General features: G+C 48.7%; 24 protein-coding genes and 2 pseudogenes. 3 read left to right on the top strand and 23 right to left on the bottom strand.

Annotated features, from left to right (window positions below; genetic code table 11):
• The first annotated feature begins 252 nt into the window (after positions 1-252).
• Positions 253-2786: pseudogene (locus FSB84_RS03050) on the top strand (zinc-dependent metalloprotease).
• A gap of 740 nt (positions 2787-3526) precedes the next feature.
• On the opposite strand, the gene FSB84_RS03055 reads toward FSB84_RS03050, so the two are convergent.
• From FSB84_RS03055 to FSB84_RS30615, 21 genes are all read right to left on the bottom strand, one after another.
• Complete coding sequence (locus FSB84_RS03055) at positions 3527-4801, bottom strand: ABC transporter permease (protein ID WP_130542956.1); 1275 nt, start codon at positions 4799-4801, stop codon at positions 3527-3529.
• A gap of 103 nt (positions 4802-4904) precedes the next feature.
• The gene (locus FSB84_RS03060) at positions 4905-6287 is read right to left on the bottom strand and encodes an NADH-quinone oxidoreductase subunit N (protein WP_130542955.1); all 1383 of its coding nucleotides are present in this window, start codon (positions 6285-6287) and stop codon (positions 4905-4907) included.
• Between the two features lie 21 nt (positions 6288-6308).
• Entirely contained in the window at positions 6309-7778 is a 1470-nt protein-coding gene (locus tag FSB84_RS03065) for a complex I subunit 4 family protein (protein ID WP_130542954.1), read from the bottom strand.
• A 10-nt stretch (positions 7779-7788) separates the two neighbouring features.
• Positions 7789-9723, bottom strand: coding sequence for an NADH-quinone oxidoreductase subunit L (nuoL, locus tag FSB84_RS03070; RefSeq protein WP_192909895.1), 1935 nt, complete (start codon positions 9721-9723; stop codon positions 7789-7791).
• A gap of 10 nt (positions 9724-9733) precedes the next feature.
• Positions 9734-10063: an NADH-quinone oxidoreductase subunit NuoK gene (nuoK, locus tag FSB84_RS03075; protein ID WP_127131804.1), complete on the bottom strand. Its 330-nt coding sequence runs from the start codon at positions 10061-10063 to the stop codon at positions 9734-9736.
• A 19-nt stretch (positions 10064-10082) separates the two neighbouring features.
• On the bottom strand, positions 10083-10586 hold the full coding sequence (locus FSB84_RS03080) for an NADH-quinone oxidoreductase subunit J family protein (RefSeq protein WP_127131806.1): 504 nt from the start codon (positions 10584-10586) through the stop codon (positions 10083-10085).
• A gap of 16 nt (positions 10587-10602) precedes the next feature.
• Positions 10603-11160, bottom strand: a complete 558-nt coding sequence (nuoI, locus tag FSB84_RS03085; RefSeq protein ID WP_130542953.1) for an NADH-quinone oxidoreductase subunit NuoI — start codon at positions 11158-11160, stop codon at positions 10603-10605.
• A 13-nt stretch (positions 11161-11173) separates the two neighbouring features.
• The gene (gene nuoH / locus FSB84_RS03090; protein ID WP_130542952.1) at positions 11174-12235 is read right to left on the bottom strand and encodes an NADH-quinone oxidoreductase subunit NuoH; all 1062 of its coding nucleotides are present in this window, start codon (positions 12233-12235) and stop codon (positions 11174-11176) included.
• Between the two features lie 9 nt (positions 12236-12244).
• Positions 12245-13333 carry a 2Fe-2S iron-sulfur cluster-binding protein gene (locus FSB84_RS03095; RefSeq protein WP_130542951.1) on the bottom strand — a complete coding sequence of 363 codons (1089 nt, stop codon included), beginning with the start codon at positions 13331-13333 and terminating at the stop codon, positions 12245-12247.
• A gap of 47 nt (positions 13334-13380) precedes the next feature.
• Complete coding sequence (nuoF, locus tag FSB84_RS03100) at positions 13381-14739, bottom strand: NADH-quinone oxidoreductase subunit NuoF (RefSeq protein ID WP_130542950.1); 1359 nt, start codon at positions 14737-14739, stop codon at positions 13381-13383.
• A gap of 61 nt (positions 14740-14800) precedes the next feature.
• Positions 14801-15268, bottom strand: coding sequence for a copper resistance protein NlpE (locus FSB84_RS03105; protein WP_130542949.1), 468 nt, complete (start codon positions 15266-15268; stop codon positions 14801-14803).
• 22 nt (positions 15269-15290) lie between these two features.
• Positions 15291-15785 (bottom strand): NADH-quinone oxidoreductase subunit NuoE family protein, encoded by a 495-nt coding sequence (locus FSB84_RS03110; protein WP_130542948.1) that lies wholly within the window; start codon positions 15783-15785, stop codon positions 15291-15293.
• A gap of 14 nt (positions 15786-15799) precedes the next feature.
• Positions 15800-17035 carry an NADH-quinone oxidoreductase subunit D gene (locus FSB84_RS03115; RefSeq protein WP_130542947.1) on the bottom strand — a complete coding sequence of 412 codons (1236 nt, stop codon included), beginning with the start codon at positions 17033-17035 and terminating at the stop codon, positions 15800-15802.
• 70 nt (positions 17036-17105) lie between these two features.
• A complete protein-coding gene (locus FSB84_RS03120) occupies positions 17106-17618 on the bottom strand; it encodes an NADH-quinone oxidoreductase subunit C (RefSeq protein WP_130542946.1) in 513 nt (170 codons plus the stop codon).
• 2 nt (positions 17619-17620) lie between these two features.
• Positions 17621-18196: an NADH-quinone oxidoreductase subunit B gene (locus tag FSB84_RS03125; RefSeq protein WP_130542945.1), complete on the bottom strand. Its 576-nt coding sequence runs from the start codon at positions 18194-18196 to the stop codon at positions 17621-17623.
• A 48-nt stretch (positions 18197-18244) separates the two neighbouring features.
• Entirely contained in the window at positions 18245-18646 is a 402-nt protein-coding gene (locus tag FSB84_RS03130; RefSeq protein WP_130543237.1) for an NADH-quinone oxidoreductase subunit A, read from the bottom strand.
• A gap of 140 nt (positions 18647-18786) precedes the next feature.
• The gene (locus FSB84_RS03135) at positions 18787-20448 is read right to left on the bottom strand and encodes a tetratricopeptide repeat protein (protein ID WP_225979966.1); all 1662 of its coding nucleotides are present in this window, start codon (positions 20446-20448) and stop codon (positions 18787-18789) included.
• Positions 20449-20543: 95 nt separating this feature from the next.
• Entirely contained in the window at positions 20544-21479 is a 936-nt protein-coding gene (locus tag FSB84_RS03140; RefSeq protein WP_225979967.1) for a PstS family phosphate ABC transporter substrate-binding protein, read from the bottom strand.
• 13 nt (positions 21480-21492) lie between these two features.
• On the bottom strand, positions 21493-21729 hold the full coding sequence (locus FSB84_RS03145; protein ID WP_127131830.1) for a hypothetical protein: 237 nt from the start codon (positions 21727-21729) through the stop codon (positions 21493-21495).
• Between the two features lie 117 nt (positions 21730-21846).
• The gene (locus tag FSB84_RS03150; RefSeq protein WP_130542943.1) at positions 21847-22638 is read right to left on the bottom strand and encodes a hypothetical protein; all 792 of its coding nucleotides are present in this window, start codon (positions 22636-22638) and stop codon (positions 21847-21849) included.
• A 25-nt stretch (positions 22639-22663) separates the two neighbouring features.
• On the bottom strand, positions 22664-22819 hold the full coding sequence (locus FSB84_RS30615) for a hypothetical protein (protein ID WP_158643764.1): 156 nt from the start codon (positions 22817-22819) through the stop codon (positions 22664-22666).
• A gap of 10 nt (positions 22820-22829) precedes the next feature.
• On the opposite strand from FSB84_RS30615, the pseudogene FSB84_RS03155 reads away from it, so the two are divergent.
• A pseudogene (locus tag FSB84_RS03155) lies at positions 22830-23290 on the top strand (low molecular weight protein-tyrosine-phosphatase).
• A 10-nt stretch (positions 23291-23300) separates the two neighbouring features.
• Positions 23301-24665, top strand: coding sequence for a histidine--tRNA ligase (gene hisS / locus FSB84_RS03160; protein WP_130542942.1), 1365 nt, complete (start codon positions 23301-23303; stop codon positions 24663-24665).
• On the opposite strand, the gene FSB84_RS03165 is transcribed toward hisS, so the two are convergent.
• Both FSB84_RS03165 and FSB84_RS03170 read right to left on the bottom strand, forming a co-directional pair.
• Complete coding sequence (locus FSB84_RS03165) at positions 24650-25129, bottom strand: DinB family protein (protein ID WP_130542941.1); 480 nt, start codon at positions 25127-25129, stop codon at positions 24650-24652. The two genes, hisS and FSB84_RS03165, sit on opposite strands and share 16 nt — an antisense overlap.
• A 180-nt stretch (positions 25130-25309) precedes the next feature.
• Positions 25310-26506 (bottom strand): thiolase family protein, encoded by a 1197-nt coding sequence (locus FSB84_RS03170; RefSeq protein WP_130542940.1) that lies wholly within the window; start codon positions 26504-26506, stop codon positions 25310-25312.
• Positions 26507-26557: the final 51 nt, after the last annotated feature.

Genomic DNA, 26557 nt, shown 5'->3' on the forward strand with positions numbered 1-26557 from the left:
GCCCACAATTCTAACGAAAACTAAAATTTTTCCAACAAATAAATTGGAAAAATTTTTTCAGCAAAGGCTCACAAGATAAGGAATTTGTTGTATGTGGTGCTAAAAATAAGGCAATTGGTTGAATAAAACCATGTGCTTCCTGATCTTAATTTAAAAACAATTTAATCGAACAGGATTTCGACCATTTGTGTAATGTACGGCCAAAATGTGAATTTGTTTTTTATAACTTCAGCAACTTAAACACATTTTAACATGAGAAGAAACCGCTGCTTACAAAAAGCGCTGTTCCTGTTGGCGGCCGGCTGTATCACACTCACAGCTTCTGCCCAGGATAAAAAGTCCGCACCTCCGGCTGGAACCGTGCCCCCGGCTACGCCGCAGGCCCCTCCCAAACCTGGTCCCAAACCGTACAAAGATGTTATCACAGACAAAGCCATTACCCGTAAGGGTCTTTTCAACGTTCATAAAGTGGACGACAAATGGCTGATCGAAATCGGAGACTCCACCCTCAACCGGGATATCCTGGTTGTGAACAGGATCTCCAAAGCTCCGATCGATACGCGCGCCGGCTTCACCGGTTTCGCAGGCGATGAGATCAACGAGAATGTGATCCGTTTCGAAAAAGGTCCAAACAACAAGATCTTCATTCGTAACATCTCCTACTCTGTCTATGCCAAAGACAGCACCAAACCGATGTACAAATCGGTGGAGGTGAACAATATTCAACCCATCGCAGCCGCCTTCGATGTAAAAGCTTACACACCCGGAAATGATGGATCCGTGATCGATATCACTGACTTCATCGCCGGAGATAACGACCTCTTCTTCTTCGCACCTTCCATCAAATCCGCCCTCCGTCTCGGCGGTGTTCAGCCAGACAAATCGTATACGCTGGACATCAGAACTTACCCCATCAATACGGAAATCAAAACCGTAAAAACGTATTCAAAATCTCCGGCTCCTTCCCCCATTCCGGGTATGATGCCCGCAGGCCCCGGAGGCAATGCCACCTTCGAACTGAACACCTCTCTGGTGATCCTTCCCAAAGTGCCTATGAAGCCCCGTTACTATGACGACAGGGTTGCGTATTTCACTACTGAATATACTGACTTTGATGCTGATCCGCAAGGCGTGAAAGACATTAGCGTGGTTACACGCTGGAGACTGGAACCCAAACCGGAAGACGTTGAAAAGATGAAACGCGGCGAACTGGTTGAACCCATCAAACCCATCATCTTTTACATCGATCCCACTACTCCATCCAAATGGGTCCCCTACCTCATCCAGGGTGTGAACGACTGGCAGAAAGCTTTCGAGAAAGCAGGTTTCAAAAACGCCATCATGGCCAAAACTGCTCCTTCCAAAGATCAGGACAGCTCCTGGAGCCTCGAAGATGCCCGCTACTCAGCCATCGTTTACAAACCGTCCACCATCCCCAATGCGATGGGACCTCATGTACATGATCCACGCAGCGGCGAGATCATCGAATCGCATATCAACTGGTACCACAATGTAATGCGCCTCCTCCGCAACTGGTACCTCATCCAGGCATCACCCAGCGATCCCAAGGCACGTAAAGCCAATTTTGACGACGAAACAATGGGACAACTCATCCGCTTCGTGTCTTCTCACGAGGTAGGACATACGCTCGGACTTCCCCACAACATGGGCTCTTCCGCCGCCACACCGGTAGAGAAACTGCGCGACAAAGCCTGGGTTGAAGCCAACGGCCACACCCCTCCATCATGGACTATGCACGCTTCAACTACGTAGCACAACCGGAAGACAATATCGGGCCCGCAGGCATCTACCCACGCATCGGCGACTACGACAACTGGTCAATCGAATGGGGCTACAAACCCATCTTCGATAAAACAGAAGAGGAAGAAAAAGCCATCCTCAACGAATGGGTAAAAGCCCGCTACAACAATCCGGCTCTTCGCTTCATCCACCAGGATGGTACCGACCCCCGCGCTCAAACAGAATGCCTTGGCGACAATAACATGAAAGCCAACGAATACGGTATCAAGAATCTGAAATGGATGATGCCCAAATTACAGGGATGGTTAAACGAAAAAGGCGAAGACTATACCACACTCAAAGAAGTGTATGATGAGATCGTAGGTACATTCCAGCGTTATATCGGCCATTCCGTGACGTATATCGGTGGCGTATACACGGACTCCAAAACCACTGATCAGCCTGGCAATGTTTACACTGTAGTTCCCAAAACACTGCAGAAAGAAGCGATGGCCTTCATCAGCAAACAGGTTCTTGAAACTCCCACCTGGCTGCTGGAAAAAAACATCCTCGACAAAACTACATCACCCACTTCCGATCGCATCAGCTCACTGCAGGACAATGTCCTCGGAGGACTGATCCAAAACGGCCGTCTCCAGCGACTGATCTCTGCGGCTAACCGCGAAAGCAATACGTACAAGCCGGAAGAATATATGGACGATGTGAAGAAAGCAGTCTTTACTGAACTGGCCACCAGGAAAGCTATCGACAACTATCGCCGTAACCTCCAGAAAGCATATGTAGAAAGAGTGGGCGCACTGCTCGCTCCCGCCCCCGCTCCATCAGGCGGCAGCGGATTCATGATCATGATGGGTGGAGGAGGTAATTCCAAAAACTCAGATATCCCTTCACTCCTGAAAGGAACACTCAGATCACTGAAAGCAGAGATCGTTGCAGCCATCCCCGCCTACTCAGACAGGATGACGAAATATCACCTGCAGGATCTTAATGAGAGAATCGATAGAATTCTCAATCCCAAAAACTAAATAAAAGTGAGTTGTGGGCCGCCTCTTGTTGAGGCGGCTTTTTTATTTTCATTTCCGGGGTCGCAAAGGGGTATGGAAATCCGGTTGTGAAACGTACCGGCGCAGTGGAATTTTTTTCAGCTTTAGGTTGGAGAGGTTGGGCTGTGGTGCTGAGCCGGGCTTCTTCGCTTACGTTTCGAAGACCGGATTTCCATACCCGCTTTGCTCCTCTGGTCCCCGAAAATTCATTAAATAAAAAAGCCACTTACACAAGAGGCAGCGTGAGTGGATGGATGGGGGTAAAACTTCGGTTATTCAATACTGATAGCAGTATTCTAACGGCGATGCTAATATGTTTTTTTGATTTTCTTTAAGAGCGAAAAAGAATGGAAGTGAAATAATATAACTGCAGCACATTCAAACATCCCAATTTTATTGCACGCATCATCACTCAAGCAACGCAGTTCCCATTACTCCCGCTGACGCACTCTTTCCCCATCCCACCCCACCCATCCTGCGAAAAAGCAATGAGGCGGACACCAAATGAAATTATGCGGTACGAACAGAAATGATGTACACGAGTAGGCTGGCCGTTTTGGAGCTATATGTTGCGCGGGCCTTCGAAACGTAAGCGAAGAAGCCCAGCTCAGCACCACAGCTCAACCCAACCAACTCACAGCCCATCAAACAACAAAAAGCGCCGGTACGTTTCACAGCCCGCGCAACATATAGCCCCAAAACGGCCCCACAAAAAACATGATTTATTCGTACCGCAAAGCCTCTATCGGATTCAGCCTCGAAGCTTTTTGCGCAGGATACAACCCCGCCAGCAACCCGACAAGTGTGCAGATGATGATACCGGTGATGGTCCAGAACCAGGGGATCACGAAGCCGGTATTGAGGTACATGGAGAAGAGATTGCCTACCACCACGCCAAGGATGATACCGAAGAAGGCGCCGAATAAACTGATGATGGTGGATTCAAAAAGGAATTGCCATTTGATATTGGCCTGCTTGCCGCCGATGGCTTTTGCCAGTCCGATCTCTTTGGTGCGCTCGGTTACTGCAACGAGCATGATGTTGGTGAGACCAATAGCAGCTCCCAGCAATGTGATGAAACCGATGATGAGCGCTGCACCGGTGAGACTGCTGAGCAGTCCGATCAGCATTTCAGCGAAGCTGTCGCTTTTATCGATGGCGAAATTATCGTCTTCTGTTGTGGTGAGCTTACGGATGGGACGAAAAGTAGCGGTGGCCTGACCGGTAGCTGCATCCATCAGTTTGATGTCGGACACTTTTACCTGGATGTTGAAACTCGCATTGGGATTGGAGTTGAAGAAACGGCGGACATTGTTGTAAGAAGTGATAATGGCATTATCCCAGGTCATGCCAAGAGTACTGCCCTTGGGATTGAGCGTGCCTACCACACGGAATGGGATATTGTTCACTTTGATGATCTGGTCGATAGGACGCTCGAGATCATCGCCGAAGAATTTTTTGGCAACGTCGGTACCGATCAGGCAGACATTGCGGGCGGTTTGGATATCGAGGGTATTGAGGTTGCGGCCATATGCGATGCTGAAACCATTTTGGTCCACCCAGTTCTCATCGCCGCCGTACACGCGGGTAGTAGGATTCGATTTCTTGCCGCCAACTGATACTACTGCATCGTTGGAGCCGAACATGGTCAGACTGACCTGTGCAGGGAAATTGAAATTCGCTTTGAATGCTTCGGCCTGCTGACGGGTGATGGGCTTGCCGATATTCGATTTCTTTTCCTTCTTTTCGCCCTTCTTCTCTTTTTTCAACTCCTGTCCTCCAAAACGGAAACGGGGCTCTTTATAGCGTACCGTGAAGCCTGTGGCGCCCATGCTGGAGAAGCTCTCCACAAATTTCTGTTCCATGGCGGCAATGGCAGTTCTGATGCCTACCAGGGCCATGATGCCAAAAGCAATGATAGCCACGGTAAGACCTGTGCGCAATTTGTTGCCGCGAACCGTACGGTATGCCAGTGAAAAAGTATCCCGGAACTTCATATGAGAATATGTCTTACTAATGTAAGAAATATTACGGGATCCCTGCAGAAACTACCGGAGATTGGTATCAGCGGTAAGCCGGCTACAGCAAAAGGCCCATGAATTAGAAAATGAAATCATACAACATTTGGATCACCCATTGGGGGAAGATACCGATGAACACCACGAAAGCGGCCATCAGCACCAGCAATCCCTTGTGGAAACCGGAAGTCTCCAGTTCCCGGGGCTCTCCATCCTTGAAGTACATGGCCTGGATCACGCGGAAATAGTAGTACACGCTAATGGCAGCGCAAAGGATACCAACTATTACCAGCCACATAACATGACCATTCTGAATGGCTGCAGAAAGCATATAGAACTTACCCATGAAACCTGCAGTGGCGGGAATACCAGCCAGGGAGAGCAGGAAGATGGTTGTTACAGCGGCCAGTACCGGCTGGTGTTTGGCCAGTCCGTTGAAGCCTTCGAATGTGTAATCCTTCATGCGTACCAGGATGGCGAAGATGCCGATGGTAGGTACGCTGTATGCTAAAGTGTAGTAAAGCAATCCTTCTCTTCCGATGCCGTTCATGGCAACGAGTGCAAAGAGCATAAAGCCCGCCTGCGCGATACTGGAGTATGCCAGCATCCTTTTCACGCTCTGCTGGAATACAGCAGTAAGGTTACCGATGATGAGCGTGGCTGCAGTGATGATGGCAATCAGCGTTTGCCATTGAGGATGCATGGTTTCGAATGCACTTTCGAACAACCTGATGAAAGCGATGAACAGACCTGCTTTCACGATAGTTGCCATGAAAGAAGTGAACACGGTAGGCGCTCCGTCGTACACGTCCGGCGTCCAGAAATGGAAGGGAGCAGCAGATACCTTGAATGCCATGGAGAACATCAGCAGCAGCAATCCCGCACCGATCATGGGTGTGAGTGCAGTGGTGCCCAGGGCGATCTGTTCGATATTGAAAGTTCCTTTTGCACCGTAGATGAGACAGATACCCATCAGCATGATACCGGTGGAGAAAGAACCCATGAGGAAATATTTCAAACTGGCTTCGTTACTCTTCAGGTTTCGTTTGTCCGTTCCTGTTAGAATGTACAGAGGAATGGAGATGATCTCGATACCGAGGAAGAGCAGCAGCAGTGAGCTGAAGCTGGAAGAGATGAAGATACCTGCGAGAACGAAGAAGATCAGTGCATAGTATTCGGCAACATGCAGTCCCACTTTTTCCATGTCGCGGCCATTGAGCAGGAAGTACACGGCTGTACATCCAATGGCAAAAGTGTTGAACAACAATCCGAAATTGTCGAAGGCCAGCATGCCGGTGGTATTCACATCAAACAGCCTGGTGCCGTAGAGCTCCAGCAGGTTCACAGCAAACAGCAACAAGATGCCGATTACAGACAAATTGCGGGCCGTTGCGTTGCTCTTGCTGAACGCACCACTAAACATCATTACCACTCCCCAGATAGCCGATATTACAATTGCATTCATAACTAAAAACTATGCTTTCGCTTAAATTGGATGTTTAATTATCATTTTGGACATGATGGCATCAACAGTGCCCTGCGTCAGCTCCAGGAACGGTTTGGGATATACGCCAATTACCAGGATTGCAACTACCAGGATTCCCAGCACCAGTTTTTCGTTTGGACGGATATCCCTTGCATTGGCAGTAAGCTGATTGGTGTTGCCATAAAACACCCTTTGTATCATATTCAGTGTATACACAGCAGAAAGGATGATGCTCAACGCAGCAACCGCTGTGAATACCGGACCCATTTTGGAAACGGAAGATGTGAATACACCGGTGAACAACAGGAACTCACCGATGAACGCATTGGTCAGTGGCAGCGCCACATTGGCCAGTGCCACCACTACCAGCAGGATCGCCAGTGCAGGCGCTTTCTGCGCCAGTCCACCCAACTCAGAGATCTTGCGTGTTTTGAACTGACGCTCGATCAGCTCCACTACAATCCATAATCCGATCACGTTGATACCGTGATTGAACATCTGGATCATCACACCCTGCATTCCTTTTTCTGATGTAACGAAAATGGCCAGGCACATCAGTCCAACGTGTGCGATGGATGAATAAGCGATCAATCGTTTCAGATCATCCTGTTGCATGGCGAGAATACTGGCGTAGATCATACCGATCACGCAGAGCAGTCCAACTGTATCACCCTGTTGCCAGGTAGCCATCGGCAGTACAGGAGCGAGCCAGCGGATCACACCGAGAAGGCCCATCTTCACCATCACACCACTCAGCACCATTGTTGTGGCAGTGGGTGATTGTTCGTAGGTATCGGGCTGCCAGGTATGGAGCGGGAAGATCGGCATCTTCACAGCAAATGCGATGAAGAAGAGCCAGAAGAGCCAGTCCTGTTCTTTGGGTGACAGGGCCGCTTTATAGAAATCTTCCAGTGCAAAGCTTTGTCCGGGCGTATGGAAGTATACATAGATAATTCCGATCAGCATGAACAGGGAGCCCACGAAAGTATAGATGAAGAACTTCATGGTTACCGCGATCCTTTTTTCGCCACCCCACTGTGAACAGAGGAAGTATGCAGGGATCAGCGCCAGTTCCCAGAAGAAGTAGAACAGTAATGCATCGTATGCGAGGAACACACCCATCAGACCGGCTTGAGACAGCAGCATGAGGGCATAGAAATTTTTCGCATTCTTATAGGTAGCGTTCCAGGTAGCGCCAAAGATCATCGGGAAGGCCACTGCCGTAAGCAGGCAGAGGATCTGACCCATTCCATCGAGTGTTACTGCAAAGCTGCTACCGAGCATGGGCAGCCATTCCAGGTTGGCAGACAAAGCCGACTGATCTTTCACCACAGTGATCCCCAGTACGGAGATGACCAGGGTGATCAGTGAAGAGAACAGAGACCATGTCTTCGCTCCCTTTTCCTGTTTGATAAGAAAAGTAGCCAATCCACTCAGTAACGGAATTACGATCAGTAAAACAGGTATCATTTAATTACAATTATTTCTTCAGGAAAAACTGGATCACAAAGAATACCAGTATGCTTAACACCATTAATAAAACGTAGCTGCCCACCTGTCCACTCTGCACCAGACGCACCTGGCGGCTGAGGTATTGTACGGAACGACCTACTCCATTCACAATGGCATCGATCAATCCCTTCTCCACCCACTTGTTCATGAACTTGCCGAGCCAGTTGAGCGGACGAACGAATACACCATTGTACGCTTCGTCAACATACCATTTGTTGGCAAGCACCTGACCGAAACCGGTAGCTTCTTTCAAATCCGGTTTTCTGCTGAACCTGTAGATCGCATAGATGATCAACACTGCAGCCAGCAACACGGAAGCACCCATCAATATGTATTCAGTGCTATGATCCAGATGATGCGCATGTGCATGTTTGGTGCTTTCGGCAAAAATGGGGCTGAGGAAATGCTCCAATGAATGAGCGTTCTCCATCAGTACTGCGGGGATGCCGATCCAACCGCCCACGATGCTGAGGATGGCCAGTATGATCAGAGGCAGCGTCATGGACCAGGGGCTCTCATGCAGGTGATGCTTCTGGTCTTCCGTTCCGCGGAATGAACCGAGGAAGGTAGTGGCATACAAACGGAACATATAGAATGCCGTCATACCAGCACAGATGAACCCGAGTACCCAGTAAATTTTATTGGTAGCGAAAGCTGCTGCCAGGATCTCGTCTTTGGAGAAGAAGCCTGCAAAGGGAGGGATACCTGCGATAGCGATACAGCCTATCAGGAAAGTAAAATGTGTGATGGGTAATTTCTTTTTCAATCCACCCATAATACGGATGTCCTGCTCATGGTGCATGGCATGGATCACGGAGCCGGCGCCAAGGAACAACAACGCTTTGAAGAAAGCGTGTGTCATTACGTGGAATACCGCGCCTGTATAAGCGCCAACGCCCAGGGCGAGGAACATATAACCCAGCTGGCTAACCGTAGAATAAGCCAGTACCTTTTTGATATCGTTTTGTTTGAGGGCGATAGAAGCAGCGAGTAAGGCCGTAGCCAGTCCGATCACCGCCACTACTGTTTGTGTTACAGGAGCGAGCGTGTACAGGATATTGCTGCGCGCGATCATGTAGATACCGGCAGTTACCATCGTTGCGGCGTGGATCAGTGCAGACACGGGTGTGGGACCAGCCATCGCATCGGGCAACCAGGTGTAGAGAGGGATCTGTGCACTCTTACCGGTAGCACCCAGGAAGAGCAGCAATGTAATACCTGTGATATCGAAATTGGTGATGGCGCCTTTCGCATACAGATCAGCGATAACATCCAGCACACCTTTATGATCAGTAGTAGTATAATTGATGGTGCCGAGTTTCAGGATCATCCACATGATGGCGAGCAGGAAACCGAAGTCACCGATACGGTTCATGATAAAGGCTTTCTTTGCTGCATTGCCGTACTCGATATTCTTGAACCAGTAACCGATGAGAAGATAAGAGCAGAGGCCCACACCTTCCCAGCCGATGAACATGATCACATAGTTGGCGCCGAGGATCAGCAGCAGCATGGAGAACACGAAGAGATTGAGATATGCGAAGTAACGCGCATAGTGCTGTCCTTCCTCTTCATGCATGTAAGCCGTGGAATATAAATGGATGAGGAAGCCCACGCCGGTTACTACCAGGAGCCAGAGTGCAGAGAGCTGATCTGCCTGGAAAGCGAATGGGATGGAGAAATCCTTCACCCTGATAAAATCGAAGTAATGGATAACACCCGTATTACCGTTCTTCACATCTATGAAGATCAGGATGCTGATCACAAAGGACGCCAGCACTGTACCACAGCCAACGAGGTTCACCAGTGATTTGGAAAGCTGCTTGCGGAATAGACCGTTGATCAGAAAACCGATCAGCGGAAGTACAGGCACCAACCAGACTAATTGTAAAATGTTCTTCATAAATCGGGCATCAATGTTTCAACCTGTTCAAAAAATTAACATCAACTGAATGCACATTCCGGTACATCATCACAATGATCGCCAGGCCCACGCTCACTTCTGCAGCAGCTACTACCATGATGAAGAACACGAAGAGTTGTCCATCTATCCCTGCCATGGGATTGGCGGCTGCGCCTGCGAGGTGGTGCATTTTTGAGAATGCCACCAGCAAAAGGTTCACTGCGTTCAGCATCAGCTCAATGCACATAAAGATGATAATGGCATTGCGGCGTGTAAGCACACCGGCAATACCGATGCAGAATAGCGCGAGTGACAATACGATGTAATATTCGATCTTCATAACTCAATTTGAAAATTCATTAGTCGCCCTTCTTTCCTATCACTACTGCACCAACCATTGCACTGAGGAAGAGTATGGAGCTGATCTCAAAAGGCACAACAAAATCTGTGAACAATGCTTTTCCGAGGTTTTCGATGAGGCCGATATTCCCTTCATTGATCTGTACCATCTCGCCTTTCACCTCTGCTGATTTCAGCGCTGCCACCATTACCAGTAACAGGCATCCGCCGGAAACAACGCCGGCCAGTTTCAGCCATTTGTTCTTCTTGGGTTCCGATTCCGCATTCAGGTTCATCAACATGATCACAAAGAGGAAGAGCACCATGATGGCGCCTGCATACACGATCAGGTTAACGATACCGATGAACTGCGCATTCATCAGGATATAGTGCCCGGAAATAGCAAAGAATGTTGAGATCAACCACAATACACTGTAAACAGGATTGCGACTGATAACCACCATAATTGCACTACCGAGTGCCAGTACACTGAGAAAATAAAATAAAAAAACTGTTACGCTCATTGTAGTGTATGGTTAATTAGTTCTCCTTTTCTTTTTGATTGGCACGGTTACCCAGCGCTTTCTTGTATTCCTCCGGTTTGGTAACGGGATCGGGTATCAGCAGATCCGGTTTGCCATAGATCAGGCCCTTGCGCTGGTAATTGCTGGGAGCAAAGGTTTCGCTGAGATAGATGGCATCTTTCGGGCATGCTTCCTCGCAGAGGCCGCAGAAAATGCAACGCAGCATGTTGATCTCGTACTTGGCTGCGTATTTCTCTTCACGATACAGGTTCTCTTCACCTGGCAGGCGCTCGGCGGCTTCCATGGTGATGGCTTCTGCCGGGCAGGCAACAGCGCAGAGACCGCAGGCAGTGCAGCGTTCACGGCCTTCTTCATCGCGGTTCAATACATGCAGACCACGAAACACCGGGCTGAACTCACGCTTCTGTTCAGGATAGCTGATGGTTGCTTTCTTCTTGAAGAAGTGCTTCAGCGTGATCATCATGCCCTTGAAGATCTCCCATACGTAGATCCTTTCCAGAAAGGTCATGGGCCTTCTGTCCACCTGTTTCGCTCTGCTCGTTAATGATTGCATATAACTAATGTTACTATTTTTTGAAATACAATACCACGGCGGCGGTAATGATCATGTTCGCAAGCGCCAAAGGTATCAATCTTTTCCAGCACAGGTGCATGAGCTGGTCATAACGGAACCTCGGGATGGTCCAGCGCACCCACATGAACAGGAAGATGAAGCCGGCTGTTTTCGCAAACAGGCACAATCCCTGTAGTAGTACGGTCCAGTTTTGCCCGATACTCTCTGCAAGTTTTGCATCGCTCACAAACGGAATGTCATAACCACCGAAGAAGAGTGTGGCCATGATCACACTGCTGATGAACATATTGATGTATTCTGCAAAGAGATAGAATCCGAGTTTCATGGAAGAATACTCCTGATGGTAACCGAAGTTCAATTCATTCTCTGCTTCGGGAAGATCGAATGGTGTACGGTTACATTCGGCAAATGCACAAACCAGGAAGATAAAGAATCCCAGCGGTTGCCAGAAGACGTTATATACACTGTCTATCTGCTGACCAACGATCGCACTCATTTTGAGAGAACCAGTTACCAACAGCAGTGCGATCAGGGAGAGCCCCATAGGCAGCTCATAGCTGATCACCTGTGATGCTCCGCGCAGGGCAGCGAGGAGAGAGAATTTATTGTTGGATGCCCAACCTCCGATCATGATACCATACACGCCCATACTCACCACACCGAACACGTAGAGGATGCCGATATTGATATCTGTGATCTGAAGGGGAACAGCTCTTCCAAAGAAATCGAGGGTACCGCCCCAGGGGATCACTGCGGAGGTCATCATAGCAGTGAGCATGGCGAGACAGGGACCGAGAATGAAGAGCATCCTGTTGGAAGTATTGGGGATGATCTCTTCTTTCATGAACAGCTTCATACCATCAGCGAGAGGCTGGAACAGACCGAGTGGACCCGCTCTGTTAGGACCGATACGGTCCTGGATGAACGCCGCCACTTTACGTTCAGCCCATGTTTCGTACATGGCGATAACAAGTGATACGGATATAATGCCGATGATCAACACCAACTTTTCAATGAGGAAAAACCAATCGAATGCTAACAATGTAATCTGCATTATATTCAATTATGATTGCTTGGGAAAATCTGTGCTATGTGCAGGCCCGGGCAATGCACTCAGGTCTACATCGGGTCTGTTCACTTCGCTCACAGAGTGAATGTCCATCAGCAATCTTGGCTGACGGCCACCCATTACTTCCGGCATGGTTTCTTTTGGCATCTCCAGGTGTTGATAATGTCCCTGTGAGATCACGCTCTGACGGCTCACAGCTGTTGGTCCTTCAATGATCCAGTCGGAGGTTTTCTTTTTCTCGAAACGGCATTCGTTACAGATCCAGTCTTCCACTTCACCCCACTGGTCTTTACGTGCAGTAACGCGGAATACTTCTTCGCCGCGGTACCAGAGGGTTACTTTTCCTTTACACTTTGTGCATTCGCAATGCGCATCAACCGGTTTCAGGAACCATACGCGGTTCTTGAAGCGGAATGTTTTATCGGTGAGGGCGCCAACGGGGCAAACATCGATCACGTTACCGATGAAGTCGTTGTCCAGTGATTTCTCGATATAGGTAGCGATCTCTGCATGGTCTCCCCTGTCGAGAATACCGTGCACGCGCTTGTTGGTGAGTTGATCTGCCGTGAACACGCAGCGGTAGCAGAGGATGCAGCGCGTCATGTGCAGCTGGATATAAGGGCCGAGATCATGTTTCTTGAAAGTACGGCGGTTGAATTCGTAACGTGTACCTTCTTTACCATGATCATAGCTGAGATCCTGCAGGTGACATTCACCGGCCTGATCGCAGATAGGGCAATCCAGCGGGTGATTGATCAGCAGGAATTCCACTACGCCGTTGCGGGCGTCGATCACGCGTTCGCTGGTGATATTCTTTACCACCATTCCATCCATTACATTGGTACGGCAACTGGCCACCAGTTTGGGCATGGGGCGTGGATCTGCAGTAGAACCTGCTGCTACTTCCACCAGGCAGGTACGGCATTTACCACCACTGCCCTTGAGTTTGGAATAATAGCACATGGCAGGTGGAGCAACATCACCTCCGATCATGCGCGCAGCATTCAGGATGCTGGTGCCCGGCTCCACTTCAATGGTGATATTATCTATCGTAACCTTAAATAATTTCTTTTCCTCGGCCATATATATTGGTTTCGGTTAGGGCAGATAGTTAGTCTGCCTTAACCAGTTTACGCTGTTACTGGTACGGGCAGTGGATCTGCATAATGAGCCAGACCGAAATTCCTGTGCTGGCTTTCTACAGGGTTCTTCACATGCCATTCAAATTCATCGCGGAAGTGGCGGATGGCTGCGGCAACAGGCCATGCAGCGGCATCACCGAGCGGGCAGATGGTATTGCCTTCGATCTTGCGCTGGATATCCCAGAGCAGATCGATATCGCTCATCTTTCCTTTTCCGGTTTCGATATTCTTCAGGATCTTTTCCATCCAGCCTGTTCCTTCACGGCAGGGGGAACATTGTCCGCAGCTTTCGTGACGGTAGAAGCGCGCGAGTGTGAGGGTGTTGCGCACCACGCATTGGTCTTCGTCCAGTACAATGAAACCACCGGAGCCCATCATGGAGCCGGTTGCAAAGCCGCCATCAGCAAGGCTTTCATAGTTCATCATACGTTGCTCGCCTTTTGCTGTTTTCAGCAGGAGGTTGGCAGGAAGGATGGGAACGGAAGAACCTCCGGGGATACAGGCTTTGAGCCTTTTTCCGTTGGGGATGCCTCCGCAGTATTCGTCGCTGTAAATGAATTCTTCAACAGAGATGGTCATATCGATCTCATATACGCCGGGCTTGTTGATATTGCCGCAGGCTGAGATCAGTTTGGTACCGGTGCTCTTTCCTACTCCGATCTTTGCATACTCTTCGCCACCGATCCGGATGATGGGAACAACTGCTGCCAATGTTTCCACGTTGTTCACCACGGTTGGACAATCCCAAACACCTTTAACCGCCGGGAAGGGAGGTTTGATACGGGGGTTGCCACGTTTTCCTTCGAGAGATTCGATGAGGGCGGTTTCTTCGCCGCAGATATAAGCGCCGGCGCCGCGTTGTACATAGATCTGGCAGTTGAAGCCCGATCCTAAGATATTCTTACCGAGGAATCCGGCCTTATTGGCTTCGGCGATGGCCTCTTCGAGGATATCGACGATCCAGGCGTATTCACCACGGATATAGATATACGTTCTTTCAGAACCTAACGCATAAGAAGCAACGATGAGACCTTCGATGAGCAGGTGAGGAATGAACTCCATCAGGTATCGGTCCTTGAAAGTACCGGGCTCTGATTCGTCGGCATTGCATACGAGGTAGCGGGGTACACCTTCGGGTTTGGCGAGGAAGCTCCATTTCATTCCGGCAGGGAAACCTGCACCACCACGGCCGCGGAGGCCGCTTTTCTTCACTTCTTCCGTTACCTGGTCCGGAGACATTGTCTTCAGTGCTTTTTCAACACTGGCGTAGCCACCTTCGCGACGGTATACTTCGTAGGTACGAATGCCTTCGACCTGCGCTTTTTCTAATAATAACTTGCGTCCCATCAGATTCTAAGATATTAGTCAGCCGGATCAATGTGGATACTGATCCAGCTGACTGTGATAACTATTTTTTCGTCATGATGTACTTGTCGGCCAGTGTACCTGTGATCTCCTTTCCTTCCTGGTCAAGGAGCCAGAGTTTGTTCTCGCCGGCTTTGTACTGCACTCTGCGGTCCTGTAATTCCTTATCGAACTGCAGCGTGATGGTATTCTTGTGCACCACCCATTTTCCTTTTGAGTTGAATGCCGCCGGCGATTTTTTGCCGAGGTATTCCTCTTTGAGGGTAAAGAGTGAGTCTTTGTTCAGATTCAACGTGGTTTTGATCCCTTCGCAATCGGCGCAAGGCAGTGTTCCCTCATATTCACCTGCCAGATCGAGCGAGTTGGCTGCGTTGTGCATATCAACCGGCTGACTAACGGCGGAAGTATCTGCTGCATTGTCCGCGGTAGCTGTTTCCTGTTTACCCGGATCATTACAGGCTGCGATACTGAGAGAGGCTGCAATGGCCATCATAACAAGCGTTCTGTTCATATAACCAGGTTTTGGTGACAGATCAGTTCGCTGCCTTCGCCCGCAGTTCCGCGATGATATCATCCACTTTTTGTTTGGTGAGATGTTCGCGGTAATGCTTTCCTAACTGCATCATGGGCGCATAGCCACATGCACCAAGACATTCAACTGTCTTGAGTGTAAAGAGACCGTCGGTAGTGGTTTCACCCACACCGATCCCCAGAGTCGATTTGATATAATCGATGATGTCGTCACTTCCCTTCACCATGCATGGCCCTGTCTGGCAGACTTCGAAAACGTAACGGCCTACGGGTTTAAGGTTGTACATGGAGTAGAAAGTGGCTACTTCGTATACTTCGATGGGTTCGAGTTTCAGGAGAGATGCTACATAGTCCATGGCCTCTGCACTGAGCCATCCTCCGAAAGTTTCCTGTGCCAGGTGTAACACCGGGATCAGGGCGCTTTTTTGTTTACCGTCCGGATAGCGTGCAACGATCTCCTGCACCTTGTTTAACTGTTCATCTGAAAACTGTACCATAAGAATTCTAAAGTTTATGCGTCCATCTCACCTGCGATCAGGTTGAGAGAACTCAATACAATGATGGCGTCGCTGAGCATAGCACCTTTGGTGATCTCTTCAAAAGCCTGGTAATAGATAAAGCAGGGTCTGCGGAAATGCAGTCTGTACGGCGTTCTGCCGCCATCGCTGATCAGGTAGTAACCCAATTCACCGTTGCCACCTTCTACAGGAAGGTACAGTTCACCCTTAGGGATATCTACTTCACCCATCACGATCTTGAAGTGCCAGATCAGGGCTTCCATCTTCGTATATACATCGCCTTTAGGAGGCAGATAATATTCGGGAGCATCAGCATGGTACACATCATGTTCAGTGCCTTTGAAAGATTGTACTTTCTTATAGGCCTGTTCGATGATGCGCAGTGATTGCCACATTTCCTGGTTGCGGACGAGGAAGCGGTCGTAGCAGTCTCCGGTAGTACCAACGGGGATGTCGAACTCAAAATCTTCGTAACTGCTGTATGGGGTATGAACGCGCACATCGTAGTCTACACCGGCGGCACGGAGATTGGGGCCGGTGAAGCCGTAGTTCAGGGCTCTTTCAGCACTGATGGGGCCTGCGCCGATGAGGCGTTCCATGAAGATGCGGTTGCGTGTGAAAAGGTTCTCGAATTCCTTCAGCACTTTCGGATATTCTGCCAGGAATTTTTCGAGCTTTTCAAAAGCGGCCGGCGTGAAGTCTCTTTCGAAACCGCCGATACGGCCCATATTGGTGGTGAGGCGTGATCCGCAGATCTCTTCATAGATCTCATAGATCAGCTCACGGTATTGCATAACGTAGAGAAAGCCTGTGAATGCTCCGGTATCCACCCCTACGATGGAATTACAGATCAGGTGATCTGAGATCCTCGCCAGCTCCATCACGATCACGCGCAGGTAGTCTACACGTTTAGGCGTTTTCACTCCCAGCAATTTCTCGCAGGTAAGGTGCCAGCCCATATTGTTGATGGGTGATGAGCAATAATTGAGGCGATCTGTGAGGGTGGTGATCTGGTAGAGCGGTCTTCTTTCTGCAAGCTTTTCAAATGCGCGGTGGATATAGCCTACAGTAGATTCGGAAGAGAGAATGCGCTCTCCGTCGAGTTCCAGGATATTTTGGAATACGCCGTGTGTTGCGGGGTGTGTGGGACCGAGATTGAGCGTGGTGGTCGTTTTCTCGATGGACCCTTCCGGCAACCGGATATTCTTATGATGTATTACGTCAGACATATATTAATGTCAGCCCAGGGGGCTAGTTTTTTCTATTTTCAATTTCTGTGAACGCGGTTAATCGCAAGCGTTAGTAGCTCTTGCCACGGCCGAACATATCGTCGTCCTTGTCGATCCTGGTCTGATCTTCCAGCGGGAATTCTTTCCGCATGGGGAAGTAGTCCATTTCATCCACGTTCAGAATTCGTTTCAGGTTAGGGTGGCCTACGAAGTTCACACCAAAGAAATCGTAGGTTTCTCTCTCCATCCAGTTGGCGGCGGCATACAGTGCGGTAGCGCTGAATACATCCGGGGAGGAGATGTTCGTATACACTTTAAAGCGGATACGCACATTGGCCTGCAGGTTGTGAAGGTGGTAAACCACAGCCAGTTCCCTGCCCGTATTATCGGGGTAATGCACGGCTTGCAGATCAGTCAGAAAACGGAACTGCAATCCCTCATCATCATAAAGGAATTGCAATACTTTCAGGTTGATCTCTTTCGGCGCTTCGAAGGTGAGCATCCCGAACGGTTCTTCGAAGTTGGTAACCTGTTCGCCGAATTTCTCTGTGAGCCGTTGCTTGATATAGTCGTTGTTCAACATGCTTATTGGATTCCGTAGCTTGCCATTAATTCTTGATAACGTGCTCCATTTCTTCTTCTCAGGCTTTCATTACCTACCAGGTCCTGGATGCGCATGAAGCCATCGATCACCGCTTCTGGTCTGGGAGGGCAACCAGGAACGTAAACGTCTACGGGGATGATCTGATCGATACCCTGAAGTACGCTGTAAGTATCGAAGATACCGCCGCTGGAAGCGCATGCGCCCATGGCGAGTACCCAACGGGGCTCAGCCAGCTGGAGATACACCTGTTTAACAACAGGCGCCATCTTTTTGGCGATAGTGCCCATCACCATCATCAGGTCGCACTGGCGGGGAGAGAAACCTACTCTTTCAGCGCCGAAACGGGCGAGATCATAGTGGGCTCCCATGGTAGCCATGAATTCGATTCCACAACAGGAAGTAGCGAAAGGCATGGGCCAGAGGGAATTTTTGCGGCCGAGACCAACCACTTTGTCGAGATTGGTGGTGAAGAAGCCATCACCCTGGTAACCTTCGGGTGCGTCAACCAGCTTTATATCAGTCTGGCCGTAGATATTATATTGAACGGGACGTGCCATAAAATCGGATTTAATACTTTTTTACTGTTTATTTCTTTTCACAGGCAGTTACTCTTCCCATTTGATCGCTCCTTTCTTGAGGATATAGGTGAATCCGCAAAGGAAGAAGCCAACAAACATCAATACAGCAAAGAAGCCGTTCCATCCCAGCTCTCTGAAGTTAACAGCATAGGGATAGAAAAAGATCACTTCCACATCAAACAATACAAAAAGGATGGCTACCAGGAAGTATTTGATGGCCATCGGATGCCTTGCATCACCGTGACTGGCGATACCACTGGCAAAGTTCTCTAATTTATCTGATGTCTTGCGTTTAGGGCCTAACAAATGTGAACCCGCCATCATGACTATGATAATTCCTATAGCTACGAGGAGTTGAAGACCTACGGGAAAAAACCAGAAGGCATTGTCAGGATTTTGGGCAACGGCGGAGGCTTGCAACAGGTACATGTTCATAACCCGTTTAGTTTATCGGCAAAAATAAGGTAGCATGTAACAAAAACCAATTTCAAGTCAAAAAACTGTAAAATAAAATCCCTGCAGAAGACTGCAGGGATTTGGTTGAAAATGAATTCTATGTTAAGCTGTGGTTATTTACCACTACTCGATTTAGCGCCTGATCCTCCGGCAGCACTGCTGCTTCCGGTACGTGGTTTGGGCTGTGATGCAGGTTTGCCGGCTTTTTCAAGAATGTCCTTGAATTTAAGGGCAGTTGCATTACCCGGATCAACAGACAGGATCTTGTCGAGGTAATCGATGGCAGTTTCCCTGTCTTTTTTAATATCATTATAATACTGCACCAGGTAGAAATAAGAAGAAACGATCTGTGATTTGAATTTCACAGAATCGATCTGTGTTGCTTTTTCTGCCAGTAATTTGTAAGCGTCAACAGCCAGACCACCTGTATTCACGGAGTCATCCTGGGCCTGTTTGGAACGGGCGCACCAGAGATAACCATAGATCTGGTCAGGATATTTCGACTGATAGATGCCGCAGTAGATACTGTCTGCAGTTTGGTAATCGCCTGCCTGATAGTGAGCCTGACCCCAGTTATAGAGGTCTGTTTGTGAAGGATCGGGCTTCAGGTTGTAGGCAATGCCCAACCATCTTGCTTCTTCCTTGCGATTGCCCAGTTTTTTGGCGAGCGCTGCAGCAGTATTGATGTATTTTACTTTGTTATCGATCACAGTATCCAACGCAACGGCTTTCTGCAGGTTGGTGAAGGCGTTCAGCTCGCTACCGGGAGTTTTGGTATCGATATTGGCCAGCTCCACATAGTCGGCAGGAACGATATCGTCCTGATCAGCTTTTGCAAAGTAAGTATCCATTGCTTTTCTTGCTCCGGCAATATCGCCGAGGGTATCGTTCACATAAGCAACCATCTTGTACATACGGGGCTTAACCTTTTCTCCGTATTGCTGGATGAGTTGCTCAGCTTTCGTTTTTGCACCAGCGAAATCACCTTTTGCATAAGTGAAGTCTGTTTTCAGGTATTCCACTTCCGGACCTGCATCTGTGTTGGCTGCAAATTTGTCCAGGTAGGGAGCTGCTTTGTTCACGTCCCTGTTATACCAGTAGTAGAACAGTTCGAAATAAGTAGGAGCGTAGGCCGGATCAGCTGCGATGGCTTCTTCGAAGGCAGGCAGGAAGAAATCCGGGTTGTTCTGCGTGAGGTAAACTTTCGCGATCTTATGTTTGGCAGCAGCAAGCTTATTGTCTAACTGGAAGGCTTTGTTATAGGCCTGCACAGCTTCGCCACCATTGATCAGCTTTCTGTAAGCATCTCCCATCAGCAGGTAGGTTTCAGGATCTTTGAATCCTTTCACCTGGGTTGCCTGGTTGAGCTTTTCAATAGCGTAGTTGGGATCACCGAGTTTGGTATTGATATTGGCTCTTGCGATGGCATTGAGTACATCAATATCTTTTCCCTTGGTGAGGTTCACCGCCATTTCAAAACGCTGACGCGCATCGTTCACCTTGCCTTCCATCAGTTCGATCTGACCGATACCGGCGAGGACAAGCGGAGCGCTGCCATTTTGTTGTAATAATTTCTGGTACAGATTTTTTGCTCCCACAGAGTCCTTCGGAGTCTGTGAAAGAAGGGTTTGCCCCAACCAATAAACAGCATCGATGTTATTGGGATTGGCGGACAGCACACTTTCCAGCGCATCTTTAGCACTTTTATATTTTTCGTAGTACAAGAACTTTTTGCCGTCTTCAACTTTTTGGGCAAAAAGCAGAGTGCTTCCCATGACAAACGCTACTAATAAGCTAAGGGATCGTTTCATCATTGTCACTTGCTGTTTTGAATGAATGTTTGTTTGTGTTAGTATCTCTAAAGAAAGAATTATTCCAAATTCGTTTTCCTGATCTCGAAATTCATACGTGCCGGCCATAAATACGCCCTGCTGAAAATCTTTTGTCCTTTTTCATAGATGAGGAAATTGGTGAACCCGTTTCCTAATCCATCATAATTTTCTTTTAAAATGTACCACAGTGTCCTGATCATCGGATACCTGTTGGTTGCGATATTATACTGAACAGGATCAACATACGTGCCATTACATCCTCTGCATTCAATCTGAGCGATTTTGACCTTTTTCAGGAAGCTGAGTTGGGTAGAATCTTCCCTGTTTCCGACCCAGCTTACGCCCACCAGTCCGATGGCATCTGTATTATTGGATACGTAATCTATCACTGCTTCGCTGCTGCTGGCGGCCACAACATTTTTGCCCATGGGTTGTCCTTTGAGCAGAGAGTCCGTCAGGAAGCGAACCGTAGAGGTGCTGGTAGTTCCGTCCAGCAACACTTTATACTTATAGCCACTGATGCCTTTTGCCATACCGCGTATGTCCTGCATGGTGAAAAGCGTGTCTTTGCTTTTGCTGTTTACCAGTACTGCGATAGCGTCGAAAGCCAGGGGACCCCAGCCAGGTTTGAAGCTGTAACGGTCGGTCATTGTTTTGGCTTCTTCTTCCGTAAGACCACGCGTTACGATCACCATCCGGATGCTGTCTACATTGAGATCACGCAAACATTCTGCTTCCGGTTTGTAGTGAACAATGATTTTCGCTTCAGGGTTTTGAGATTCGAATACCTGGATCTGTGAATCGATCACCGGCTTGAAGCTCTCGTCTGCACTGATATGTATGGTTCCTGATGTTGTGGTATCGCCTGATCCTTTCTTTTTCTCTCCTGTACCGCATGCGCTCATCATCAACATCACCGGGGCAAATACCATCCACAACATCCTGTTCAAATATTGAAAGAATTGCTTGTTCATTTGTTTTCTCAGGCTATTGATAATAATTTTTTTTGATACCTCTGTAAATGCGGAAGCCGCCATACAGTAAGCACAATCCACCGAATATGTAGGAAAAAGGTGCAGGTGGAAATTCCAGCGCGAAACCAAGTTGCTGGCTGAAAGCCAGTATCAGGCCGATCACAGCATAAATGAAACCCATTCCAATGTCCATTATCGATCTGCGCGTGATGTACGCTTTCATTTTTTTATCGTCGAAATCTTGTGCCATCCTAAAGTATATGGGTTCGGGCAAGATAAGAAATTACCAGCAAACCAAGTCTTCAATTGTTAATTTACTCAAAATTTAATCGACAGCTGTACTATGTTTTTCGTTGCACCTTAATGCCTATTCCTCAACCAATAAGAAATGAATGGGTAGTTTCACAACCATCGGAAACGGTTTTCCATTTCTCTTTCCGGGTATCCATTTCGGCATCGCTTCCAATACCCGCCGGACATTGGTTTGATATGGCTCAATTACCGGAACGGGGAAACGAATATCAGAAAGCTGACCATCAACTTCGATCCGGAATTGCGATAACACAATTACCTTCTCCATTTCTTCCATCACTGAATCCATTTCGGCAACAAGCCCCGGAAAGCCAAGTGCGCTGTCTATAAAACGGAGCATCGCTTCGCGGCCGCCGGGATATTGTGGCAATGTTTCAATGCAGGGTCCGAAATAAAGATCATGCTCAACCGAATCTGTTAATGATGCAGCATCCGTGCCAAATTCTTCGGGTGGGGGTTCAAGTGGAAGAGGACAAATGATAATTCCCGGAATTTCATCTTTGAAAATGGGAACAGGCGGATCTTCAGCACCTGCCTGGTCTTTATCCATTATGGAATCCGGAGCGATCACCGGAACTGCATACCCGGAGTTGCCCCAAGCCGGGCCTGGTTTTATTGTCTCCCCTTCAGTTGCTGTATCTAATTTAATAAGAGTAAGACTGCAGGTAATCAGGTCATCAACATTTTCCTTATTTCTCCCCAACACGTCTCTCCCACCCCACCAATAATATCCTCCCATACAAAGAACTACCACCAAACACATCCCCACACTCCCTTTTATTAACTGACGATTGTACGCTTTCCTCAATGCATATGCGCCATATTCTTTATTGCGATGCTCAAACAACCGGTCCAGGTGACCGGATTGCGAATCATTTTCTGCTCCCATCACTCAGCAGTTTAACATCATCAAATCGGGTTTTGAACAACGCGCGCGTACCCATATGATGCATCACCACCCTCATTTCCATATGCCCATCTTTCTCAATTGCGAACAACTGCGATCCGCGCAGTATCTTTGCATCCATGAAAATCCTGATGGTTTGTTTGGGAAATATTTGCCGGAGCCCGCTGGCAGAAGGTATCCTGCAATTCAAAGTGCAGGAAGCCGGGCTCGGCTGGACGGTTGACAGCGCCGGAACCAATGGCTACCATATCGGTGATGCCCCCATCACCTCAGTCAGAAAGTGGCCCTGCTCCACGGCATCGATATCAGCTGCCAGCGAGCCAGGCGATTCAGGGCAGACGATTTCAACCATTATGATATGATCTACGCCCTCGCAGGCGATGTGCTTCATGAGATCAAACGCACGGCAGGCAATCAATACGACACTTCCAAAGTGCAACTGCTCATGGATACAATCCACCCCGGCAAACAGATTGACGTGCCCGATCCTTATTACGGAGAAGAACCGGGCTACCACGAAGTATTCGAACTTATCAGCAATGCCTGCGACCAGATCATCCAACAGTTCGCACCCATTCAACGCAACCAGTAACAAAGCAACAATGACAAAACCTTCAATTCCCCGGGGAACAAGAGATTTCGGACCGGAAGTAGTACGCAAAAGGCAATACATATTCAATACTATCCGCAACGTATTTGAACTCTACGGCTTTCAACCACTTGAAACGCCGGCCATGGAAAATATCGAAACCCTTATGGGCAAATACGGAGAAGAAGGAGATAAACTCATCTTCAAGATCCTCAACAATGGACTGGACAATAAAGACAAGGAAGAAAAAACTCGCGCAGCCCTCGAGAAAGTATTGCAGGGCAAAACCACTTCAGACCTCACTGAACGCGCACTGAAATATGATCTCACCATTCCTTTCGCTCGTTATGTGGCAATGAACCATAACCAGCTCACCTTCCCGTTCAAACGCTACCAGATCCAACCCGTTTGGAGAGCAGACAATCCGCAACGTGGCCGTTACCGTGAGTTTACGCAATGCGATGCTGATGTAGTGGGCAGCCGCTCTCTCCTTAATGAAGTGGAACTGGTGAATATCTATCACACGGTATTCATGGACCTCGGACTGAAAGGATACGAGCTCCGCATCAATAGTCGAAAGATCCTAACGGCGCTGGCTGAACGCTGTGGTGGTGCAGACCAGATGATCAATATCACCATCGCTATCGATAAGCTGGACAAGATCGGGCTGGAAAAAGTAAAAGAGGAATTGGTAGTACGAGGTCTGAAGAATGATCAAATCGATATCATCGAACAATATCTTAAAATCGATGGCAGCAATGAAGAAAAGCTGAAAGCAATAGCAGACCTGCTCACCAGCACCGATGCTGCAGCCGAAGGCATTGCTGAACTGCGCACAGTAACGGAAACGGTCAACCTAAAAGAGCTGATCATCGATTTCACTTTGGCGCGTGGACTGAACTATTACACCGGCATCATTTTTGAAGCCAAAGCACCACCCCAGGTGAAGATGGGCAGCATCGGCGGCGGTGGCCGTTATGATGATCTCACAGGCCTGTTCGGTGTTCCCAATATTCCCGGAGTAGGTATCAGCTTTGGCGTAGACCGGATCTATGATGTGCTGGAAGAAATGAACCATTTCCCTCCCGATGTTCAGGTAGGCACACAGGTATTACTCTTCAACCTCGGAGAAGCAGAAAGCAAGGCAGCTTACAAACTCATGCAGGAACTGAGGCTGGCAGGTATCCGCAGCGAACTCTTCCATGAGAACACCAAATTCGATAAGCAGTTCAAGTATGCAGAAAAGAAAGGCATTCCCTATGCTATCATTATCGGCTCTCAGGAACTGGCTGCCGGTGAAGCAGTCATCAAAGACCTGCGCAAAGGCACACAGCTCAAGGTGACGATGGCCGATGCGGCTTGTTATGTTTTCGGATAAAAGATCTGCCGGAGATGGTGCTCCATATGATCAGCATAATCATCTATCCACCAGCCAAGCGTTTTCACTTCGCCGTTAGGAATGATCACCTGGTGACTGAGTTTATCCGCAGGTAGATTGGCAATCACGTAGAGTATCTGCTGATTCAATCCGATCCACATCTGGAGGATATGATCGAAGGGCAGTTGCTGGTACGCGTTGATAGTAACGAGATCGTCCTGCTGATAAGGTGTGATCCTGTAGGGTTGTGGAAGATACTGTACGTCGGTAAAGCGTTTGAGGTTGTTGATGGCAGAGTCAACGAGGTGACCGAGAATTTCCAGCTTCGACCATTTTGCGGGATTGGGCTTTGCCAGCCATTCATCCAGGTCGAGATCGCGCGCCCGTAACGGCATGTCCAGCACATGACTGGTCAATCGTGTTACGGTTGTGGCAATTGCGGGTGTGAGTAATCCTTCCTGCATAACAACAAATTTTAGGACATTCAAGTTACTGAAAATAATTGAGGAATCCACGGTAATCCCGCATCCGGACAGGATTTGCCAGGGGTCCAACAATCAATGTTTACACTCATTGAAAAGATTATGCCAGAAAAAAGGCGAAGCCATCGCTCCGCCTTTCGATTATCTTACAAAATTATCTTTTTACACTTTTTCATACACGATAGCAGCTCCCTGCCCTACGCCCACACACATAGTGGCCAGTCCATAACGCATATCCCTGCGTTGCATTTCATGCACAAGCGTGGTAGTGATGCGCACACCACTGCAACCCAGCGGATGACCGATGGCAATTGCGCCACCATTCACATTCACTTTGCTCTGATCAAGCCCCAGATCACGGATGCAGGCGAGGGATTGTGAAGCAAAGGCCTCATTCAGTTCGATCAGGTCCAGGTCTTTCACTGTAAGACCTGCACGTTGCAGCGCCTTCTGCGATGCAGGTACAGGGCCGATTCCCATGATGCTGGGATCCACGCCGGCTACGCCCATCGATACAATCCGCGCCATCGGCGTGAGATCATATTTCTTTAACGCCTCTTCACTGGCAAGCAATACAGCAGCAGCGCCGTCATTGATGCCGGAAGAGTTGCCCGCTGTTACCGAACCGTCCTTCGCAAAAGCAGGACGAAGGGTCTGTAGTTTCTCCAAAGTTGATTTGCGCGGATGCTCATCCACTTCGAACAAGATCTTTTCATTCTTTCCTCCCAATACTTCCACACCTGCGATCTCGATGGGCCAGATACCTCTCTCGAGTGCAGCGAAATATTTGTCCTGGCTCGCCAGTGCAAATGCATCCTGCTCTTCGCGACTGATCTTCCATTGTCTGGCAACGTTCTCCGCAGTTTCTCCCATCGAATAGGGATGATGCATATCGGAGAGTTTCTTATTGGTGAATCGCCATCCGATAGTGGTATCGTACATTTCGGTATTACGACTCCAGGCTCCTGATGATTTGGCCATCACGAAAGGCGCGCGGGTCATGCTTTCAACGCCACCTGCCAGGTAGAGTTCGCCCTCGCCGCACATCACGCCGCGGGCAGCATCCATAATAGCCTGCAACCCGGAAGCGCAGAGACGGTTCACGGTATTGCCACCAACAGAAACGGGCAGACCAGCCAGGAGAGCGGCCATCCGGGCCACATCGCGGTTATCTTCCCCCGCCTGGTTGGCATCGCCGGCAATCACATCTTCGATCGCATTCACATCAACCCCAGGATTGCGCTGGATGAGGGTTCTGAGCACATGGGCAAGCAGGTCGTCAGGCCTGATGCTGCTGAGTGCGCCACCATATTTTCCGATCGGCGTTCTCACTGCATCAACGATATAAACTTTCTTCATATAGCTTATTAAGGCAGCAAATATAGCGGATTGCCCCATCTTGCAATACAG

Origin of the sequence: Pseudobacter ginsenosidimutans (genome assembly GCF_007970185.1) — a bacterium.
In the GTDB taxonomy this organism is placed as follows: domain Bacteria; phylum Bacteroidota; class Bacteroidia; order Chitinophagales; family Chitinophagaceae; genus Pseudobacter; species Pseudobacter ginsenosidimutans.

Coding starts and splice junctions, on each gene's coding strand:
- FSB84_RS03110 (WP_130542948.1), bottom strand. CDS start 15,785: ATGGTACAGTTTTCAGATGAACAGTTAAACAAGGTGCAGGAGATCGTT.
- hisS (WP_130542942.1), top strand. CDS start 23,301: ATGACAAAACCTTCAATTCCCCGGGGAACAAGAGATTTCGGACCGGAA.
- FSB84_RS03170 (WP_130542940.1), bottom strand. CDS start 26,506: ATGAAGAAAGTTTATATCGTTGATGCAGTGAGAACGCCGATCGGAAAA.
- FSB84_RS30615 (WP_158643764.1), bottom strand. CDS start 22,819: ATGGATGCAAAGATACTGCGCGGATCGCAGTTGTTCGCAATTGAGAAA.
- FSB84_RS03095 (WP_130542951.1), bottom strand. CDS start 13,333: ATGGCCGAGGAAAAGAAATTATTTAAGGTTACGATAGATAATATCACC.
- FSB84_RS03060 (WP_130542955.1), bottom strand. CDS start 6,287: ATGAATGCAATTGTAATATCGGCTATCTGGGGAGTGGTAATGATGTTT.
- nuoH (WP_130542952.1), bottom strand. CDS start 12,235: ATGCAGATTACATTGTTAGCATTCGATTGGTTTTTCCTCATTGAAAAG.
- nuoL (WP_192909895.1), bottom strand. CDS start 9,723: ATGAAGAACATTTTACAATTAGTCTGGTTGGTGCCTGTACTTCCGCTG.
- FSB84_RS03105 (WP_130542949.1), bottom strand. CDS start 15,268: ATGAACAGAACGCTTGTTATGATGGCCATTGCAGCCTCTCTCAGTATC.
- FSB84_RS03125 (WP_130542945.1), bottom strand. CDS start 18,196: ATGGCACGTCCCGTTCAATATAATATCTACGGCCAGACTGATATAAAG.
- FSB84_RS03135 (WP_225979966.1), bottom strand. CDS start 20,448: ATGGGAAGCACTCTGCTTTTTGCCCAAAAAGTTGAAGACGGCAAAAAG.
- FSB84_RS03165 (WP_130542941.1), bottom strand. CDS start 25,129: ATGCAGGAAGGATTACTCACACCCGCAATTGCCACAACCGTAACACGA.
- nuoI (WP_130542953.1), bottom strand. CDS start 11,160: ATGCAATCATTAACGAGCAGAGCGAAACAGGTGGACAGAAGGCCCATG.
- FSB84_RS03130 (WP_130543237.1), bottom strand. CDS start 18,646: ATGTACCTGTTGCAAGCCTCCGCCGTTGCCCAAAATCCTGACAATGCC.
- FSB84_RS03140 (WP_225979967.1), bottom strand. CDS start 21,479: ATGAACAAGCAATTCTTTCAATATTTGAACAGGATGTTGTGGATGGTA.
- FSB84_RS03115 (WP_130542947.1), bottom strand. CDS start 17,035: ATGTCTGACGTAATACATCATAAGAATATCCGGTTGCCGGAAGGGTCC.
- FSB84_RS03065 (WP_130542954.1), bottom strand. CDS start 7,778: ATGATACCTGTTTTACTGATCGTAATTCCGTTACTGAGTGGATTGGCT.
- nuoF (WP_130542950.1), bottom strand. CDS start 14,739: ATGGGACGCAAGTTATTATTAGAAAAAGCGCAGGTCGAAGGCATTCGT.
- FSB84_RS03055 (WP_130542956.1), bottom strand. CDS start 4,801: ATGAAGTTCCGGGATACTTTTTCACTGGCATACCGTACGGTTCGCGGC.
- FSB84_RS03120 (WP_130542946.1), bottom strand. CDS start 17,618: ATGTTGAACAACGACTATATCAAGCAACGGCTCACAGAGAAATTCGGC.
- FSB84_RS03145 (WP_127131830.1), bottom strand. CDS start 21,729: ATGGCACAAGATTTCGACGATAAAAAAATGAAAGCGTACATCACGCGC.
- nuoK (WP_127131804.1), bottom strand. CDS start 10,063: ATGAAGATCGAATATTACATCGTATTGTCACTCGCGCTATTCTGCATC.
- FSB84_RS03080 (WP_127131806.1), bottom strand. CDS start 10,586: ATGAGCGTAACAGTTTTTTTATTTTATTTTCTCAGTGTACTGGCACTC.